Annotated in this window: 12 protein-coding genes and 3 tRNA genes; 7 read left to right on the forward strand and 8 right to left on the reverse strand. The window is 74.8% G+C overall.

Annotated features, from left to right (window positions below):
- Positions 1–31 precede the first annotated feature (31 nt).
- The 3 genes from ftsH to tilS all read right to left on the reverse strand — a co-directional run bounded on the left by ftsH (position 32) and on the right by tilS (position 3,842).
- Positions 32–2,029: an ATP-dependent zinc metalloprotease FtsH gene (gene ftsH, locus FHR77_RS13190; RefSeq protein ID WP_167260850.1), complete on the reverse strand. Its 1,998-nt coding sequence runs from the start codon at positions 2,027–2,029 to the stop codon at positions 32–34.
- Positions 2,030–2,189: 160 nt separating this feature from the next.
- On the reverse strand, positions 2,190–2,741 hold the full coding sequence (hpt, locus tag FHR77_RS15645) for a hypoxanthine phosphoribosyltransferase (protein WP_056057941.1): 552 nt from the start codon (positions 2,739–2,741) through the stop codon (positions 2,190–2,192).
- 108 nt (positions 2,742–2,849) lie between these two features.
- Positions 2,850–3,842 carry a tRNA lysidine(34) synthetase TilS gene (gene tilS / locus FHR77_RS15650; protein WP_208380825.1) on the reverse strand — a complete coding sequence of 331 codons (993 nt, stop codon included), beginning with the start codon at positions 3,840–3,842 and terminating at the stop codon, positions 2,850–2,852.
- A gap of 67 nt (positions 3,843–3,909) precedes the next feature.
- On the opposite strand from tilS, the gene ppa reads away from it, so the two are divergent.
- Complete coding sequence (gene ppa, locus FHR77_RS13200; RefSeq protein WP_167260852.1) at positions 3,910–4,401, forward strand: inorganic diphosphatase; 492 nt, start codon at positions 3,910–3,912, stop codon at positions 4,399–4,401.
- A 64-nt stretch (positions 4,402–4,465) separates the two neighbouring features.
- Here ppa and FHR77_RS13205 read toward each other — a convergent pair whose 3' ends face one another.
- Positions 4,466–5,761: a M23 family metallopeptidase gene (locus tag FHR77_RS13205; protein WP_167260854.1), complete on the reverse strand. Its 1,296-nt coding sequence runs from the start codon at positions 5,759–5,761 to the stop codon at positions 4,466–4,468.
- Positions 5,762–6,021: 260 nt separating this feature from the next.
- On the opposite strand from FHR77_RS13205, the gene FHR77_RS13210 reads away from it, so the two are divergent.
- The 4 genes from FHR77_RS13210 to FHR77_RS13225 all read left to right on the forward strand — a co-directional run bounded on the left by FHR77_RS13210 (position 6,022) and on the right by FHR77_RS13225 (position 8,154).
- A tRNA-Glu gene (locus FHR77_RS13210) sits at positions 6,022–6,094 on the forward strand.
- A gap of 64 nt (positions 6,095–6,158) precedes the next feature.
- Positions 6,159–6,232 (forward strand) — tRNA-Asp (locus tag FHR77_RS13215).
- 59 nt (positions 6,233–6,291) lie between these two features.
- Positions 6,292–6,367: transfer RNA gene (locus FHR77_RS13220), tRNA-Phe, on the forward strand.
- Positions 6,368–6,624: 257 nt separating this feature from the next.
- Complete coding sequence (locus tag FHR77_RS13225) at positions 6,625–8,154, forward strand: glycosyltransferase family 39 protein (RefSeq protein WP_167260856.1); 1,530 nt, start codon at positions 6,625–6,627, stop codon at positions 8,152–8,154.
- Between the two features lie 79 nt (positions 8,155–8,233).
- On the opposite strand, the gene rocD is transcribed toward FHR77_RS13225, so the two are convergent.
- Together rocD and ddaH are read right to left on the reverse strand one after the other, a co-directional pair.
- Entirely contained in the window at positions 8,234–9,469 is a 1,236-nt protein-coding gene (rocD, locus tag FHR77_RS13230) for an ornithine--oxo-acid transaminase (protein WP_167260858.1), read from the reverse strand.
- Positions 9,466–10,344, reverse strand: coding sequence for a dimethylargininase (gene ddaH, locus FHR77_RS13235; protein ID WP_424956051.1), 879 nt, complete (start codon positions 10,342–10,344; stop codon positions 9,466–9,468). Before ddaH ends, rocD begins: the two co-directional genes overlap by 4 nt.
- Before the next feature lie 104 nt (positions 10,345–10,448).
- Between ddaH and FHR77_RS13240 the strand changes: the two genes are divergently transcribed.
- A complete protein-coding gene (locus tag FHR77_RS13240) occupies positions 10,449–10,886 on the forward strand; it encodes an Lrp/AsnC family transcriptional regulator (protein WP_056057962.1) in 438 nt (145 codons plus the stop codon).
- Between the two features lie 72 nt (positions 10,887–10,958).
- On the opposite strand, the gene FHR77_RS13245 is transcribed toward FHR77_RS13240, so the two are convergent.
- Entirely contained in the window at positions 10,959–14,519 is a 3,561-nt protein-coding gene (locus FHR77_RS13245) for a proline dehydrogenase family protein (protein WP_167260860.1), read from the reverse strand.
- 59 nt (positions 14,520–14,578) lie between these two features.
- Between FHR77_RS13245 and FHR77_RS13250 the strand changes: the two genes are divergently transcribed.
- Positions 14,579–15,076 carry a MarR family winged helix-turn-helix transcriptional regulator gene (locus FHR77_RS13250; RefSeq protein ID WP_167260862.1) on the forward strand — a complete coding sequence of 166 codons (498 nt, stop codon included), beginning with the start codon at positions 14,579–14,581 and terminating at the stop codon, positions 15,074–15,076.
- A gap of 68 nt (positions 15,077–15,144) precedes the next feature.
- On the opposite strand, the gene FHR77_RS13255 is transcribed toward FHR77_RS13250, so the two are convergent.
- Complete coding sequence (locus tag FHR77_RS13255; protein ID WP_167260863.1) at positions 15,145–16,113, reverse strand: DNA-3-methyladenine glycosylase family protein; 969 nt, start codon at positions 16,111–16,113, stop codon at positions 15,145–15,147.
- Between the last annotated feature and the right edge of the window lie 22 nt (positions 16,114–16,135).

Below are 16,135 nucleotides of genomic sequence, written 5' to 3' on the forward strand. Positions count from 1 at the left end.
AGCTCCACACCGCCCCGGTCGGGTGGCCCGCTCAGGCCGTGGCGATGCCGGGAGCGGTGCGCGGCGGGCGCTTGCGGGTCGTGAGGCCCTCGGGCTCCGGCTCGGAGCCGACCCCGCCGTCGACGGCGTCGGCGTCGACGGGCGCCTTCGTCGGCATGGGGATCGCGGGGCGGTCCGACACGGGGCGCTTGTCGCTGGAGAGCCACTGGGGGCGCTCGGGCAGCTTCTTGACGTCCTTGAAGATCTCCGCCAGCTCGTCGTGGTCGAGCGTCTCCTTCTCGAGGAGCTCGGCGGCGAGGTGGTCGAGGATGTCGCGGTTGTCGTTGATGACGGCCCAGGCCTCGTCGTGCGCCTGCTCGAGCAGCACGCGCACCTCCGCGTCGACGGTCTCGGCGATCGTCTCGGAGTAGTCGCGCTGGCCCATGTCGCGGCCCATGAACTGCTCGCCCGAGCCCTGGCCGAGCTTGACCGAGCCGACCTTGTTGCTCATGCCGAACTCGGTGACCATCTTGCGGGCGGTGCCGGTGGCCTTCTCGATGTCGTTCGAGGCGCCGGTGGTCGGGTCGTGGAAGACGAGCTCCTCCGCGACGCGGCCGCCCATGGCGTAGGTGAGCTGGTCGAGCAGCTCGTTGCGGGTGATGCTGTACTTGTCCTCCAGCGGGAGCACCATCGTGTAGCCCAGGGCACGGCCGCGCGGCAGGATCGTGATCTTCGTGACCGGGTCGGTGTGGCGCATCGCCGCGGCGGCGAGGGCGTGGCCGCCCTCGTGGTACGCGGTGATGAGCTTCTCGTGGTCGTTCATGATGCGGCTGCGGCGCTGCGGGCCGGCCATGACGCGGTCGACGGCCTCGTCGAGGGCGCGGTTGTCGATCAGCTGCGCGTTCGAGCGAGCCGTCAGCAGCGCGGCCTCGTTGAGCACGTTGGCCAGGTCGGCACCGGTGAAGCCCGGCGTCTTGCGGGCCAGCACCTCGAGGTTGACGGAGGCGGCGAGGGGCTTGCCCTTGCCGTGCACCTCGAGGATCTGCTTGCGGCCGTCGAGGCCCGGGGCGTCGACGCCGATCTGGCGGTCGAAGCGGCCGGGGCGCAGGAGGGCGGGGTCGAGCACGTCGGGACGGTTGGTCGCCGCGATGAGGATGACGTTGGTCTTGACGTCGAAGCCGTCCATCTCGACGAGCAGCTGGTTCAGCGTCTGCTCGCGCTCGTCGTTGCCGCCGCCGACGCCGGCGCCGCGGTGGCGGCCGACGGCGTCGATCTCGTCGACGAAGATGATGGCGGGCGAGTTCTGCTTGGCCTGCTCGAAGAGGTCACGGACGCGGCTGGCGCCGACGCCGACGAACATCTCGACGAAGTCCGAGCCGGAGATCGAGAAGAACGGCACGCCGGCCTCGCCGGCGACGGCGCGGGCCAGCAAGGTCTTGCCGGTGCCGGGAGGGCCGTAGAGCAGCACGCCCTTGGGGATGCGCGCACCGACGGCCTGGAACTTCGCGGGCTCCTTGAGGAACTCCTTGATCTCCTCGAGCTCCTCGATGGCCTCGTCGGCGCCGGCCACGTCGGTGAACATGACCTGCGGCGTCTCCTTCGACGCGAGCTTGGCCTTGGACTTGCCGAACTGCATGACCTTGCTGCCGCCGCCCTGCATCGACGAGAGCAGGAACCAGAAGATGGCGCCGATGATCACGAAGGGGAGGAGGACGCTCAGCAGCGAGAGGAACCAGTTGCCCTGGCTGACGTTGTCGTCGAAGCTCTCGAGCTTCGCGTCGTCGACCGCCTGGACGACCTCGTCGCCGCGGGGGGTCGCGTAGTAGAACTGCTGCTGCTCGTCGCCGTCCTTCAGGACGAGGTCGACGCGCTGCTCGTTGCTGAAGATGGTCGCCGAGGAGACCTTGTCGTCGTTGAGAGCCTCGAGGCCCTTCTGGGTCGACACGCGCGTCGAGCCGGAGGCGCTGATGACGCTCCAGCCGATCCCGATGCCGAGCACCGCGATCACGACGTAGATGATCGGTCCGCGGAAGAGTTTCTTGAGGTCCATGTCAGTACGGGCGGAGCCCGACACCTTTCTGCAGGGAGAACGTGAGGGAGAGGTTACCTCGCGTCCCCTCGGGGGCTGGTGGGTGTTCGCTCTGAGCGGTCGGGGAGCCCCTCACTGGGGCCACGGCCCCCGTCGGGCCCTCGGCCCGCCCGGGCACCGGTCAGCTGTAGACGTGGGGCGCCAGCACCCCGACGCCGCGCAGGTTGCGGTACTTCTCGTCGAAGTCGAGGCCGTACCCCACGACGAAGTCGTTGGGGATCTCGTAGCCGACGTACTTCACGTCGACCTGCACCTTGGCGGCGGCCGGCTTGCGGAGCAGCGCGAAGATCTCGACGGAGGCGGCGCCGCGGCTCTTGAGGTTCTCGAGCAGCCACGAGAGGGTCAGGCCCGAGTCGATGATGTCCTCGACGATGATGACGTCGCGACCGTGCAGGTCGGTGTCGAGGTCCTTCAGGATGCGCACGACGCCCGAGGACTTCGTGCCCGAGCCGTACGACGACACGGCCATCCAGTCCATCGGCGCGTTGAGCTTGAGCTCGCGCGCGAAGTCGGCCATCACCATGACGGCGCCCTTCAGCACGCCCACGAGCAGCGGGTCACGGCCGGCGTAGTCGACCTCGACCTGGCGGGCGACCTCCGCGATCTTCGCGTGGATCTGCTCCTCGGTGTAGAGGACGCTGGTGAGGTCGCCGTCGATGTCGCTGAGTTCCATGGGCGCGCGTTCTCCTGGGGGGGTCGGGGATGTCGGGGTGGGGGCGACGACGCCAGAGGTGACGACGTCGGGGGCGAGGGGCGGCGGCGCTGGTCGAGCGGCCGGGCCTCAGGCGGTGCCGGCGGCGCTGAAGTGCAGCACGCCCCCGGTGCGCTCCACTGTAACGCCCGGCAACGAGACGGCTCCCTGGCCGTGCCAGTCGGTCACGAGGCGCGCGACCTCGAGGGTCTGCGAGCGGCTGAGGACGACGCCGAACTCGCCCTCGACGGCCAGCCGGATCAGGCGCTGCCGCAGCGCGGCCGGGTCGGCCGCGAGCGCGCGGACGTCGAGCGAGATGCCGGCCTCGGCGTGGTCGGCGACCTCCTCGGCCTGCTCCTCGGCGAAGTGGTCGAGCGCCTCGGAGTCCTCGCGCAGCTGCGCCGCCGTGCGGACGAGCGCCTCCGCGACTCCGGGTCCGAGCTCGCGCTCGAGCACCGGCAGCACGACCTGCCGGACCCGCACGCGGGCGTACGAGGGGTCGTCGTTGTGCGGGTCGAGCCAGGGGCTCAGCCCGAGGTCGGCGCAGGAGGCGCGGGTCGCCTCCCGCCGGACGGCCAGCAGCGGCCGTCGCCACGGCCCCCGCACCGCGTCCATCCCGTGCAGGCTGGTGGGCCCGCTCCCCCGCGCGAGGCCGAGCAGGACGGTCTCGGCCTGGTCGTCGAGGGTGTGGCCGAGGAGCACCGCGACCGCACCGGTCTCGGCGGTGACCTCGCGCAGGGCCCGGTAGCGCGCCTCCCGGGCTGCCCCCTCCGGCCCGCCCTCGACGCCGACGGCGACGCGGCGGACGACCACCGGGTCGAGCCCGAGCGCCGTCGCCTGGGCAGCGGCCGCAGCCGCCACCTCGGCCGACCCGGCCTGCAGCCCGTGGTCGACGACGACGGCTCCGGCCCGCAGCCCCGCCCGGGGCGCCTCGAACGCGGTCGCCGCGGCGAGCGCCAGCGAGTCGGGCCCGCCGCTCAGGGCGACGAGCACGAGGGAGTCGGCGGCCAGGTCGCCGAGGGAGCCTCGGACGGCCCGGCGGACGTCGGCCATGGCGGGGGTCAGACGCGGTCTGTCGGGCATCTTGTAACGTTACCGGCAGCCGCCGACCGGTCTGGTCGGCACCCCCACGACTGAACCAGGAGCACCCATGGCCGCGTACGACGCCGTGATCGAGATCCCCAAGGGAAGCCGCAACAAGTACGAGGTCGACCACGAGACCGGTCGCGTCTACCTCGACCGCGTGCTCTTCACCGGCTTCGTCTACCCGACCGACTACGGGTTCTTCGAGAACACCCTCGGCCTCGACGGCGACCCCGTCGACGTGCTCGTGCTGCTCGACTACCCGCTCTTCCCCGGCGTGGGCGTGAAGGTCCGCCCCGTGGGCGTCTTCAACATGACCGACGACGGCGGCAGCGACGCCAAGGTCATCGCTGTGCCGGCGAAGGACCCGCGCTGGGAGCACATCCAGGACGTCACCGACGTGCCCGAGCACCTCCGCAAGGAGATCGAGCACTTCTTCGAGCACTACAAGGACCTCGAGCCCGGCAAGTGGGTCAAGACCGAGGGCTGGGGCGACGCCGCCGAGGCCGAGGCCATCGTCGAGGCCGGCATCGTGAAGCTCGCGGCCGAGGGCCACTGACCCGCGCACTCCGACGACGGAGGGCCCGACACCTGCTGGTGTCGGGCCCTCCGTCGTCGTGCCGCTAGAGGCGGATGCCGCGCTGCGCCATGAAGTCGACCGGGTTCTGGGGCGTGCCGCCGACGCGCGTCTCGAAGTGCAGGTGGCAGCCGGTCGAGTTGCCGGTCGAGCCGACGTGGCCGATCTGCTGGCCGACCTCGACGTGCTGGCCGACGCTCACCGTGATGCCGCCGTTCGGCTGGTGGCCGTAGCCGGTGGTGACGCCGCCGCCGTTGTCGAGCAGGACGAAGTTGCCGTAGCCGCCGTACCAGCCGGCGTAGCTGACCGTGCCGCTCGTCGCCGCGAAGATGGGCGTGCCGCAGGCCGCGGCGAGGTCGGTGCCCGCGTGCAGGATGTAGGCGTGCGTGACCGGGTTGACCCGCATGCCGAAGCCGCTCGAGATGTTCCCGCCCGAGGGGCGAGTCCAGCCCGAGCTCGAGACGACGCCGGTGGGCGTGCCGTTCGTGGGGCTGCCGAGGCGGGCGGCCTCCGCGGCGGCGGCGGCCTCCGCGGCCTTGCGCTCGGCCTCGCCCTTCTCGAACTCCTCCTTGGTCGTGGTCAGGTCGGACTGCAGCACCGCGAGCTGCGCCTCGAGGGCGTAGCGGTTGGTCTCCTGCTCGTCGAAGGCGTCGGCCGCCGCCTGGGCGGCCTCGTTGGCGGCGGCGAGGGCGTCCTCGGCCTCCGCGGCGAGCACCTTGAGGGCCGCGGCCGCGACGTCGGCCTGGTCGCTGAGCGACTGCGCCGTGTTGCGGTCCTGCGTCGCCTGCGAGTAGATGCCGTCGGCCTGCTCGGTGAGCTTCGACATCGCGCCGATCCGGTACAGGAGCTGGCCGGCGTCGCCCGGGTCGGCGATCAGGCTGCTGCTGATGTCGTTGCCGCCCGACGACCGCCCGAGCTGCGCGGCGAGCTGGCCGGCGCGCTCCTCGCTGGCGGCGGCGACGGCGTCCGCGGCGTCGGCCTGGTCCTGGAGCTGGCCGAGCTTGAACTCCGCCTGGTCGTAGGCGGTCTGCGCCTCCTCGTAGGCCGTGCCCTTGGTGACCGCGTCGGCGTTCTTCGTGTCGAGGTCGGTCTGCAGCTGCTCGAGCAGGCCCTGCACCACGACGATCTCCGCGGCCTTCGCGTTCGCGTCGCCCTGGGCGGCCTGGACGTCCTCCCACGACGGGTAGTCGGCGGCCCGGGCGGGGGCGGGGACGGCCATGACGCCGCCCGTGACCACGAGCGAGAGGGCGGCCACGACGAGGGCGAGGCGAACGGGGCGTCGGTCGCCGCTCATCACGGGGCGACGGCGGGCACGCAGCCGACGGGGGGAGATCTGGATCATGGGACTTCACCGGTTCGTCGTGGTCGAGGCGCCGTGCGGCTCCGCCCGGCCGGGCGCAGGGCCGTCGCGACCAAGCATCAAGGACAGGTCGAACCTAGCTCCCGCTCCCCGCTCCGAGCGAGACCCCCGTCGGTGTGGCGACGGCGCGTCGGCGTCGTGAGGGACCCTCCGGACCAGGGAGGCGCCTCCCCGGTTTGCATCGTGGCCCCGGGTTGCGTATGCTCCTTCCTCGGTTGCTCTGTGATCTTCCGAGATCACTCGGCCCCATCGTTTAGTGGCCTAGGACACCGCCCTTTCACGGCGGCAGCACGGGTTCGAATCCCGTTGGGGTCACGGTTCCAGCAATGGCTCCGAGTCCGGTAGCATCGTCCACGGAGACACCACGCACCACAAGTTTGGCCCTGTAGCGCAGTTGGTTAGCGCGCCGCCCTGTCACGGCGGAGGTCGCCGGTTCAAGTCCGGTCAGGGTCGCAGAGACGGGTCACCCCGTCCGAGAGGCACCGCCTCTCAGCAGGAGCTCCGGCTCCCTCGGCTGGGTAGCTCAGTTGGTAGAGCGTTCGACTGAAAATCGAAAGGTCCGCGGATCGACGCCGCGTCCAGCCACCACGAAGCCCCCGGCCCCGCCGGGGGCTTTCTCGTTCCCCCCGGGGCCGTCGCGGCTCCTCCCGTTCTCGCTCGCGGCTCCTCCCGCGCTCGCTCGCGACGCGACGCGTCGGAGGGGCACCCGGTAGCATCGGACGACCGTCCCCGCGCCCGACGAACCGAGAGGTCCACGGATCGATGCCGTGCCCAGCCGCCGAGAGCCACGCCCGGGGCCTCGCCGCCGCGGGGCCCGGCTCCCCTGACCCCCGGGCCGCCGTCGCGTGAGCATCGGGCACGACCCCGCGGTCGCACACCCCCGCAGCCGCTGGCTCGACCCCGTGGTCGCCGGCCTGGCGGCGCTGCTGGTGGGCGTCGCGGCGGCGTGGGTGCCGTCGTACTGGAGCGACGAGGCGACCACCCTGCAGGCCGCCCGCCTGCCCCTCGGCTCGCTGCTCGAGTTCACCCACCAGCGCGACGCCGTGCACACCGCGTACTACGTCGCCATGCACGCCTGGACGGGCCTGTTCGGCGAGAGCACCCTGTCGACCCGCCTGCCGAGCGCCCTCGCCGCCGGCGCCGGAGCCGCCGGCCTCCTGGTGCTCGTGCGGATGCTGACGACGCGCACGACCGCCGTCCTCGCCGCGGGCATCTACGCGGTGCTGCCCCGGCTGACCCTCGAGGCGGCGGAGGCCCGGCCCTACGCCCTCACCGCCGCCCTGGCCGTCTGGGCGACCGTCCTCGTCCTGGTCGCCTCGAGGCGGCAGAGCCGGTGGTGGTGGGTCGCCTACGGCACCGGCCTGGCGGCGTGCATCGCCGTGTTCGTGCCGATGGTGTCGATCGTGCTCGTGCACGGGGTCTTCCTGCTGCTCGCCCCGGCACAGCGACGTCGACGGGGAGCCCGCCACCGCCTCCTCGGCTGGTCCATCTCGACCGGCGCCGCGCTGCTCGTCACCGCCCCGGTGATCGGCACGGTGATCCGCGAGCGCACCCGGCTGCTGGGCGACGGCGACCCCGCGACCGGCTCCGAGATCACCTGGTACTCGGTGCTGGTCGAGCCGTGGTTCGCGACCTCGGTGGCGTACGCCGTGCTGGGCGCGGGCCTCCTCATCCTCCTGGGCACGCGCCTCCGCGACCGCTCGCGCACGCCCGGCAGCGTCGTGCTGCTCGGCGCGCTGTGGGTCGTGCTGCCGACCGGCGTGATGCTGCTGGTCGGCCTCGCGATCGCCCCGCTCTTCCAGGCACGGCTGGTGGCGTGGTCGGCGCCGGGCATGTGCCTGCTGCTGGCGGTCGCCATCACCGGGTTCCGGAGGCGGTGGGTCAGCATCGCCCTGATCGCCCTGCTGGTCGCGGCCTCGGTGCCGACGTACGTGCTGCAGCGGCTGCCCGACGGCAAGGGCGGCGGCGCCGACCTCGCCCAGGTCGCCAGCTACGTCGAGCAGCAGGCCCGCCCGGGCGACGCCGTCCTGCTCGACGCGACCGGGGTCGTCTCGACCCGGCCCCGCCAGGCGCTCTACGCCTACCCGCAGCGCTTCGCGGGCCTCGACGACGTGGCCTTCGTCAGCTCGGGCATCGCCGCCGGGAGGTTCACCGACGAGACGCTCCAGCTCGACGACGCCGACGACCGCGCCGAGCTCTCGGAGCGCCTCGCCGCCACCGACCGGGTCTGGATCGTGCGACGCCAGGTCGACGTGCTGACCGACGACGACCGCGAGCTCCTCGAGGGGCTCGGCTTCGCGAACGCCCAGGAGCACCGCACGGGGCGGAGCGTCGTCTACCTCTTCGTCAAGCCCGAGGGGCGCGCGGGCGGCTGAGGCCCGGCCGGGCCGGACGGCCGGAACGGGCTGGGCCGGAACGGCTCGCTGGCCTGCCGGCCGCCCCGGCGACCCGACCTCAGGCGCGGAGGTCGCGCAGCACGGCCCCGAGCGTCGACACGAGCTCGTCGACCTCAGCCTCGGTGATCACCAGGGGCGGGGCGAGGCGGATCGTCGAGCCGTGCGTGTCCTTCGCGAGGACGCCGCGGCGCATGAGCTCCTCGCAGACCGCCCGCCCGGTGCCGACCGCGGGGTCGATGTCGACGCCCATCCACAGCCCGGCGCCGCGCACGGTGACGACGCCCTCGCCGACGAGCGCGTCGAGGCCCTCACGGAGGCGGGTGCCGAGCCGCGCGGCGCGCTCCTGCCACTCGCCGGTGGCGAGCATCCGCACGACGGCGAGGCCCACGGCCGCGGCGAGCGGGTTGCCCCCGAACGTCGAGCCGTGTTCGCCGGGCCGCAGCACGCCGAGCACGTCGCGGTCGCCGACGACCGCGCTGACCGGCACGACGCCGCCGCCGAGGGCCTTGCCGAGCAGGTAGAGGTCGGGCACGACGTCGACGAGGTCGCAGCTCACGGTCGCGCCGGTGCGGCCGAGGCCCGACTGGATCTCGTCGGCGATGAACAGCACCCGGCGCTCCCGCGTGATGCGACGCACCTCGGGCAGGTAGTCGGCCGGCGGCACGACGACGCCCGCCTCGCCCTGGATCGGCTCGAGCAGCACGGCCACCGTGTCGTCGTCGATCGCGGCCTCGAGCGCGGCGGAGTCGCCGTAGGGCACCGTGACGAAACCGGGCGTGTAGGGGCCGAAGTCGGCCCGCGCCTCCTCGTCGTCCGAGAAGCTGATGATGGTCGTGGTGCGGCCGTGGAAGTTGCCCGACGCCACGATGATCTTCGCGGCCCCGGGCCGCACGCCCTTGACGCGGTAGCCCCAGGCGCGCGCGACCTTGACGCCCGACTCGACGGCCTCGGCGCCGGTGTTCATCGGCAGCACCATCTGCTTGCCGAGCAGGGCGGCGAGCTCGGCGGCGAACGGGCCGAGCTGGTCGTTGTGGAACGCTCGGCTGGTCAGCGTCACCCGGTCGAGCTGGTCACGGGCGGCCGCGACGAGGGTCGGGTGGCCGTGGCCGAAGTTCACGGCCGAGTAGGCGGCGAGGCAGTCGAGGTAGCGGCGGCCGTCGACGTCGGTGACCCAGGCGCCCTCGGCGGTCGCGACGACCACGGGCAGCGGGTGGTAGTTGTGGGCCAGCGCGGCGTCCTCGACGGCGATGGCCGCCTCGGTGGGGCCGGAGGCGCGGGTCGTGTCGATCGTCATCGTCGCAGCTCCAGGGTGCAGCACTTCACGCCGCCCCCGCCGAGCAGCAGCTCGGAGAGGTCGACGCCGACCGGCTCGTAGCCCCGCTCGCGCAGCTGTCGCGCGAAGCCCGTGGCCTTCTCGGCGATCACCACGTGGAGGCCGTCGCTGTAGCTGTTGAGGCCGAGGATGGTCGCGTCGTCGTCGCTGACCAGGACGGCGTCGGGGAACCGCTCGCGCAGCACGGCAAGGGAGGGCTCGTCGAAGGCGCTCTCGAGGTAGGCGATGTTCTGGGCGCCGCCCTCGACCGGCTCCGGGTCGAGCACGGCCACCGCGGTGTCGAGGTGGTAGAACCGCGGGTCGACCAGGGTCAGGCCGACGACCTCGCGACCGGTGACCCGGGCGAGCTCGGCGTGGGAGTCGGAGGCGCTGCGGAAGCCCGTGCCGGCGAGGATCACGTCGCCGACGAGGAGGAAGTCGCCCTCGCCCTCGTTGACCTCGACGGGCTCGGCGACGCGGAGGCCCGCCTGCCGGAACCACTCCATGTAGGCGGGGCCCTCGGGCTGGCGCTCGGGGTAGGTGAACTTGGCGCCGTAGGCGACGCCGTCGAGCACGAAGCCCCCGTTGGCCGCGTAGACCATGTCGGGCAGGCCGGGCAGCGGGTCGATCAGCTCGACCTGGATGCCGAGCCGGAGGTAGGTCTCGTACAGTGACTCCCACTGCTGCACCGCGAGCGACGTGGAGGTCGGCCTCGACGGGTCCATCCACGGGTTGATGCGGTAGCTGACCGTGAAGTGGTCGGGCCGGCACATCAGCACCGTGCGGCGGGAGGCCCGTCGCGTCGGCGCTGGCGAGGCGGCTGCGGAGGGCTGGGCGGTGGGGGCTGCGATGCTCACGCCAGCCAGTGTCACACGCAGCCTGCGCATCATGGACGCTCAGGACGCACTTAAGTTGCGCAGGCGAGGCCCACCGCGCAACTTTCTAGCGTAGGATGCCCGATGTGGACAACCTCGACTACGGCATCATCGACCTGCTGCGCCAGAACGCCCGCGCGGGCTACGGCGACATCGGCTCGTCGGTCGGCCTCAGCGCCTCCGCCGTGAAGCGGCGCGTCGACCGGCTGGTGGCCGACGGGGTGATCAAGGGGTTCACGGTGCAGGTCGACCCCGCCGTCGACGGACTCGGCACGGAGGCGTTCGTCGAGCTCTTCTGCCGGGGCACCGTGTCGCCGGCCGAGCTGCAGCGCATCCTCAGCACGGTGCCGGAGGTGGTCGACGCCGGCACGGTCACGGGCAGCGCTGACGCGATCGTGCACATGCGGAGCCGCGACATCCCGTCGCTCGAGGAGGCGCTCGAGCGCGTCCGCAACGCCCCGAACGTCGACCACACCCGCAGCGCCATCGTGCTGTCGAAGCTGATCAGCCGCCAGCCCGCGTAGCGCGCCGCGCGCCGAGCGCGCGCCGGGCACCGAGCGCGCCGCCCCCGCGGCGCGCGTTCGCACTCCCGCGCCCTACAGGCGCAGGTCGCGGAACGCCGGGTCGACGTGGCCGGCCCGGTGGGTGACGACCGCCACCGCCTGCTCGCGCACGAAGGGCAGCAGCTCGACCCGCCCCTCCTCCGTGACGTCGCCGGCGTGCACGACGACGTCGAGGCTGCCGCCGACGGCCACGGCGAGCGCCCGCGGGTCGCCGCCGACCATCCGGACGACCAGGTCGCGGTACCGAGCCACGGCCTCCGGGTCGGCGGCGGGCAGGTGCCCGTCTCCCCGGGCGTCCCGCGCGACGGCGCCCGCGGCCCCGGCGGCGGCCTCGTCGTCGGAGGCGCCCTCCGCCGCGTCGGGCTCGGCCGCCCGGGCGAGCAGCTCGAGGTCGTCGAGGGGGTCGGGCCGCCCGCCGCCGCGCTGCAGCAGGCCGGCGGCCGCCCGGGCACGGAACGCCTCGTCGCCCTCGACCACGATCTCGCCCACGCGGAGCGGGGCCCCGGGCGCCCGCACGAGCTGGACGAGCGCCGCCGGCAGGGGCACGGGCGAGCTGACGTCGACCGGGGCGCCCGCCCGCGCCGCCGCCACGAGGAGGCGCACCAGGTCGGCGAGGTCGCCGTCGGACGAGAGGCGGACGACGACCGGGCGGGCCCGGTGCCGCAGCACGACCCGCTCGACGCCGGCGCCGACGGCCTCCCGGGGCGCGAAGACCGCCTGCCAGGCCTGCTCGTCGGAGACGGCGCCCGACCGGACGCGGTCGAACTGCTCGAACGACAGCCCGGAGCGGGCGGCCTCGATGACCGCCACCACCGCCTCCGACAGGCCGGTGAGGCGGAGCGACGCCTGCGGCTCGCGCGGCACGCTCCACCACCGGCCCTGCGTGACCACGGCGTCGGCCCCGGTCGGCGAGACCATGCCCACCGACGAGCGACCCCAGCCCGCCGCCGGCTGCCGGCGGGCGGCGACGTCGGCGGTGCTGCCGTTCACGACGAGGGCACCGGCGTCGGTGCGGCGCACCCACCGGGCCACCTCGTCGACGTCTCGCGAGGCGACCGCGGCCACGTGCCCGCCGCCGAGGGCGGTCTGGTGGGCGAGGGCGTCGTCGAGCGTGGCGACCCGCACGACGCGCAGCAGCGGGCCGCGGACGGCCTGGTCGACGACCCCCGGCTCGCCGACGCCCTCGACGACCCCGAGCGACCAGAGCGCGCCCTCGTCGTCGAGCTGGCGGGGCTCGACCAGCCACCGGTCGCCCTCGCGCAGCGTCGTGAGCGCGGCCCGCAGGGCCGGCCCGGCGGGCTCGACGAGCGGGCCGAGGCGGGTGGAGAGGTCGTCGGCCCGCCCCACCTGGAGGCTCGAGACGGCATCGACGAGCTGCCGGCGCAGGCGGGGGTCGTCGCCGGCCGAGCCGACGAGCAGCACGTGGCTGGTCGCGACGCGCGAGCGGCCCGCGCCGGCGACGGCGCCGCGCACGATCGCGTCGACGGCGAGGTCGACGTCGGCGCTCGGCGTCACGACGACGACCCCGGGGGCGTCGAGGCGGGCGGTGAGCGGCAGGTCGGGCCGCCACGACCGGAACAGGCGGGCCGTCTCGACCGAGCCGGCGAGCACGACCCGGTCGACGGCGGGGTGCACGACGAGGTCGCGGCCGAGGTCGTCCTCGTCGAGCTCGGCGATCGCGAGCAGCTCGGGCGGCACGCCGGCCGCCCAGAGCACCTCGCACAGCACGGCGGAGGTGCGTCGGGCGCGCGGGTCGGGCTTCAGCACGACGCCGCTGCCGGCGGCCAGCGCGGCGGTGACGCCCTCCGCGGGCGTCGCGAGGGCCGCGGCGGCGTCCGAGACCACGACCGTGAGCCGGGGAGGCGCCCAGCGCGCCCCCGTCACGACCTCGAGGCCGCGCGCGAGGGCCGCGTGCCGCCGCGCCGCGTCGACGACCTCGCTGACCTGGTGGTCGGCCTCGCCGACCGTGGTGCCCGTCTCGCCGACCAGCACCTCGACCAGGGTCGTGCGGGCGGCGGCGAGGGCCGCGGCGGCGCGGTCGAGCAGCTGGGCCCGCGTGGCCGGCTCGGCGTGGCCCCACAGGACGCCGGCCTGCGCCGTGCGCGAGACGACCTCCTCGAGGGAGTCGCGGTCGAGCACGCGGGAGCGACCGACGGTCTCCACGCCCGCGTGCGACGTGCCGGCGCGGGCCAGGACGCGACGAGCGGCCCGTCGGCTGCGCTCGAGGGCCGGGTCGGTGTCGCCGACGCCGCCGTGCCCGGGCGCGGCGGGCCGGGTGACGAGGTCGTCGCCCCGGGCGGCGAGGGCCGCCGCGGCGACCCAGCGCTCGACCGCCGCGTCGAGGTCGCCCCCGGTGGCCTCCGCCGTCTCGCTGAGCCGGTGGAGCAGCCACGGGACGGCCGCGTCGGGCTCGGCGTGCGGCGCGACGGGCACGTGCAGCACGAGCCCGCCGGCCTCGGCCAGCAGGGCGTCGGCCTCGGCCGCGCCGAGCTCCGCCTCCAGGTCGAGCAGGTGCGTGACCTCCCGCGCCCGCGCGAGGGTCCAGGCGTGGGCGAGGTCGAGGCGGCCGCGGGCGGCGACCGCGACGTGGGCGACCTCGGCGTGGGCGGGGCGCAGCGCCCAGTCGAGCACCCGGTGGTGGGCCGCGTCGGCCTCGACCGGAGCGGGCGGCGTGGCGGCGGCCCAGCCGTGGCGGTCGGCCTCCGCGACGGCGGACGACGGGTCGCCGCCGGCGGAGAGCCGGACGCGGATCGGGGCGCCGCCGCGGGCCACGCGGCCGCGGGCCCAGTCGGTGAGCAGCTGGAGCGAGGGCAGCGAGTCGGGCAGGCCGGTGGGCAGGGCGACGCCGGCGACGAGGTCGCGCAGGTGCGGCTGGTCGAGGATGCGCGTGAACACGTCGATGGTGAGGTCGAGGTCGGCCGAGCTGGTGACCTGGAGGGTCACGACCCGGGCGGGCTCGGCGGCCAGGGCCCGCTCGTAGAGCGGCGTGAGCCGCTCGACCGCGAGCGCGCTGGTCTCGTCGACGGCCCACGGCGAGGACGGCCCGACGACGTCGTCGACGGTGGTGCGGACGCCCCAGACGTCGTCGCGGCCGAGCGCCGCGGTCAGCTCGGCCAGCCGTCGGTCGGCGCCGGCCCGGCCGAGCACCGCGGGACCCAGCACGCTCACGTCGAGGCGGACGCCGTCGCGGGCCCGCAGCGCGGCCAGCGCGCCGCCCAGCTTGTCGGGGGCGGCGTCGACCACGAGGTGCTGCAGCGTGCGACGGAGCGCCTTGCGGGCCACTCCGATGACCGACCGCGGAGCCAGCGGCCCGAACCCGCCCGCGGCCGAGACGGCGGCGCGCAGGTGCCAGGGCAGCGTCGACGGCATCGAGCGGCTCAGCGCGTCGAGGGTGCGGGCCGCGACGGCGGGGTCGGCGGCCCCCAGGACGCCGTCGACGACCGCGAGGCTGAAGGCGAGCCCGTCGGGGTCGCGGACGACCGCGGCGAGGCGCGCCGCGTCGCGGTCGGCGGGGGCCGCGGCGGCCGCCGCGGCCCAGCGGCGTGCCGTCTCGACGGTCTGCTGCGGGAGGTCGGCGGCGCGCAGATCGGACATGAGCAGAGGATATGCCGCGCCGCCGACCCTGCCCTGGCACGCGTCCCTATGCTGGGCCCATGCCCGACCCGCTCACCGACGACGACTGGGCCGTCTGGGACGAGTTCTACGCGATGCGGCGCCGCCTCGACCGGGCCCTCGAGCTCCGGCTGCACCACGACTCCGGCGTGTCCGCCCCCGAGTACGAGATCCTCGTCGGGCTCGGGCGCAGCTCCGACCGTCGGCTGCGCGTGCGCGACATCGCCGAGCAGATCGGCTGGGAGAAGAGCCGCGTCAGCCACCAGGTCACCCGCATGGAGAAGCGCGGCCTCGTGCGGCGCTCCGACTGCTCGTCGGACGCCCGCGGCACGTGGGTCGAGCTCACCGCGGACGGCCGCCGGGCCATGCTCGCGGCGACCCGGGGGCACACCGAGGCGATCCGCCGCTACTTCGTCGAGGTGCTCGACGACGACGCCGGGGTCGTCCGCGGGTTCTCGCAGCGCGTCCTCGCCGCGATCGGCGACGACGCCTCCCCCGACGCCCCCGCACCGCGGGCGGCCGACGCGCAGCCCTGCTGAGGGCCTGCCCGGCACCTCGCCTCCCCGGCCTCTCGCCTGCCGGAATCTCGGCCCCCCGGCCTCCCGGCTCAGTGTGACCGGTGGTCCTGGATCGTCATGCGCGGCCCGAACTTCGGCTTCGAGAAGCCGCTGCCGGTGATCAGGCGCACCACCCGGCCCCGGTGCCCCCGCCACGGCTCGAGCAGCTCGAGCATGCCGTCGTCGTCGACGGGCCGGCCGACGAGGGCCCAGCCCACGAGGGCGGCCAGGTGGTAGTCGCCGACGCTGGGCGCGTCGGGGTCGCCGTGCGCGCGCTGCATCGTCTCGGCGGCCGTCCAGACGCCGACGCCCGGCACGGAGCGGAGCCGGCGTTCGACCTCGGCGCCGCCGCGCCCCAGGGCGACGGTGCGCTCGAGCGACGCGGCGACGGCGCAGACCCGCATCACGGTGTCGGAGCGCTGCGGGCCGACGCCGGCCCGGTGCCACTCCCAGCTGGGCACCCGGCGCCAGGTGGCCGCGTCGGGCGGGACGGTGAGGCCCTCCGGCGCCGGCCCGGGCGCGGGGTCGCCGTGGCGACGCACCAGCTCGCGCCAGGCCCGCCAGGCCTCGCGGCTCGTCACCTTCTGCTCGAGCACGGCGGGCACGAGCGACTCGACGACGAGGCCCGTGCGCGAGAGCCGCAGGCCCGGTGACCGGTGCCGCGCGGCGGCGAGGAAGTCGACCCCCGACACGTCGAGCCCCGACCAGTCGTCGCCCTCGCCGAGCATCTCGGGCACGGAGGCCAGCAGCCACTCGGCGCCGGGCCCCCAGGTGGCCGCGTGCACGCCGTCACGACCGGAGGTGAGGCAGAGGGTCGCCGCGCCCGCCGGGGTGCGGACGGCACGCCACAGCTGGCCGCCGACCACGCGCCAGGCGGGGTCGCCCGCGCCGCGGGCGAGCGGCCGGAGGGTGGCCCGGACGTCGACGGGGGCCGCGGGCGACCAGGTGCTCTCGAGCGGCGCGGCGCCGTCGCCCGGCCCGGCGCCGGAGGAGGCACCGAGGGCCGGTGTGAGCGTCATGCGGCGATGGTAGGCGACGGCG

The sequence above is a fragment of the Frigoribacterium endophyticum genome (assembly GCF_011759585.1).
In the GTDB taxonomy this organism is placed as follows: Bacteria; Actinomycetota; Actinomycetes; order Actinomycetales; family Microbacteriaceae; genus Frigoribacterium; species Frigoribacterium endophyticum.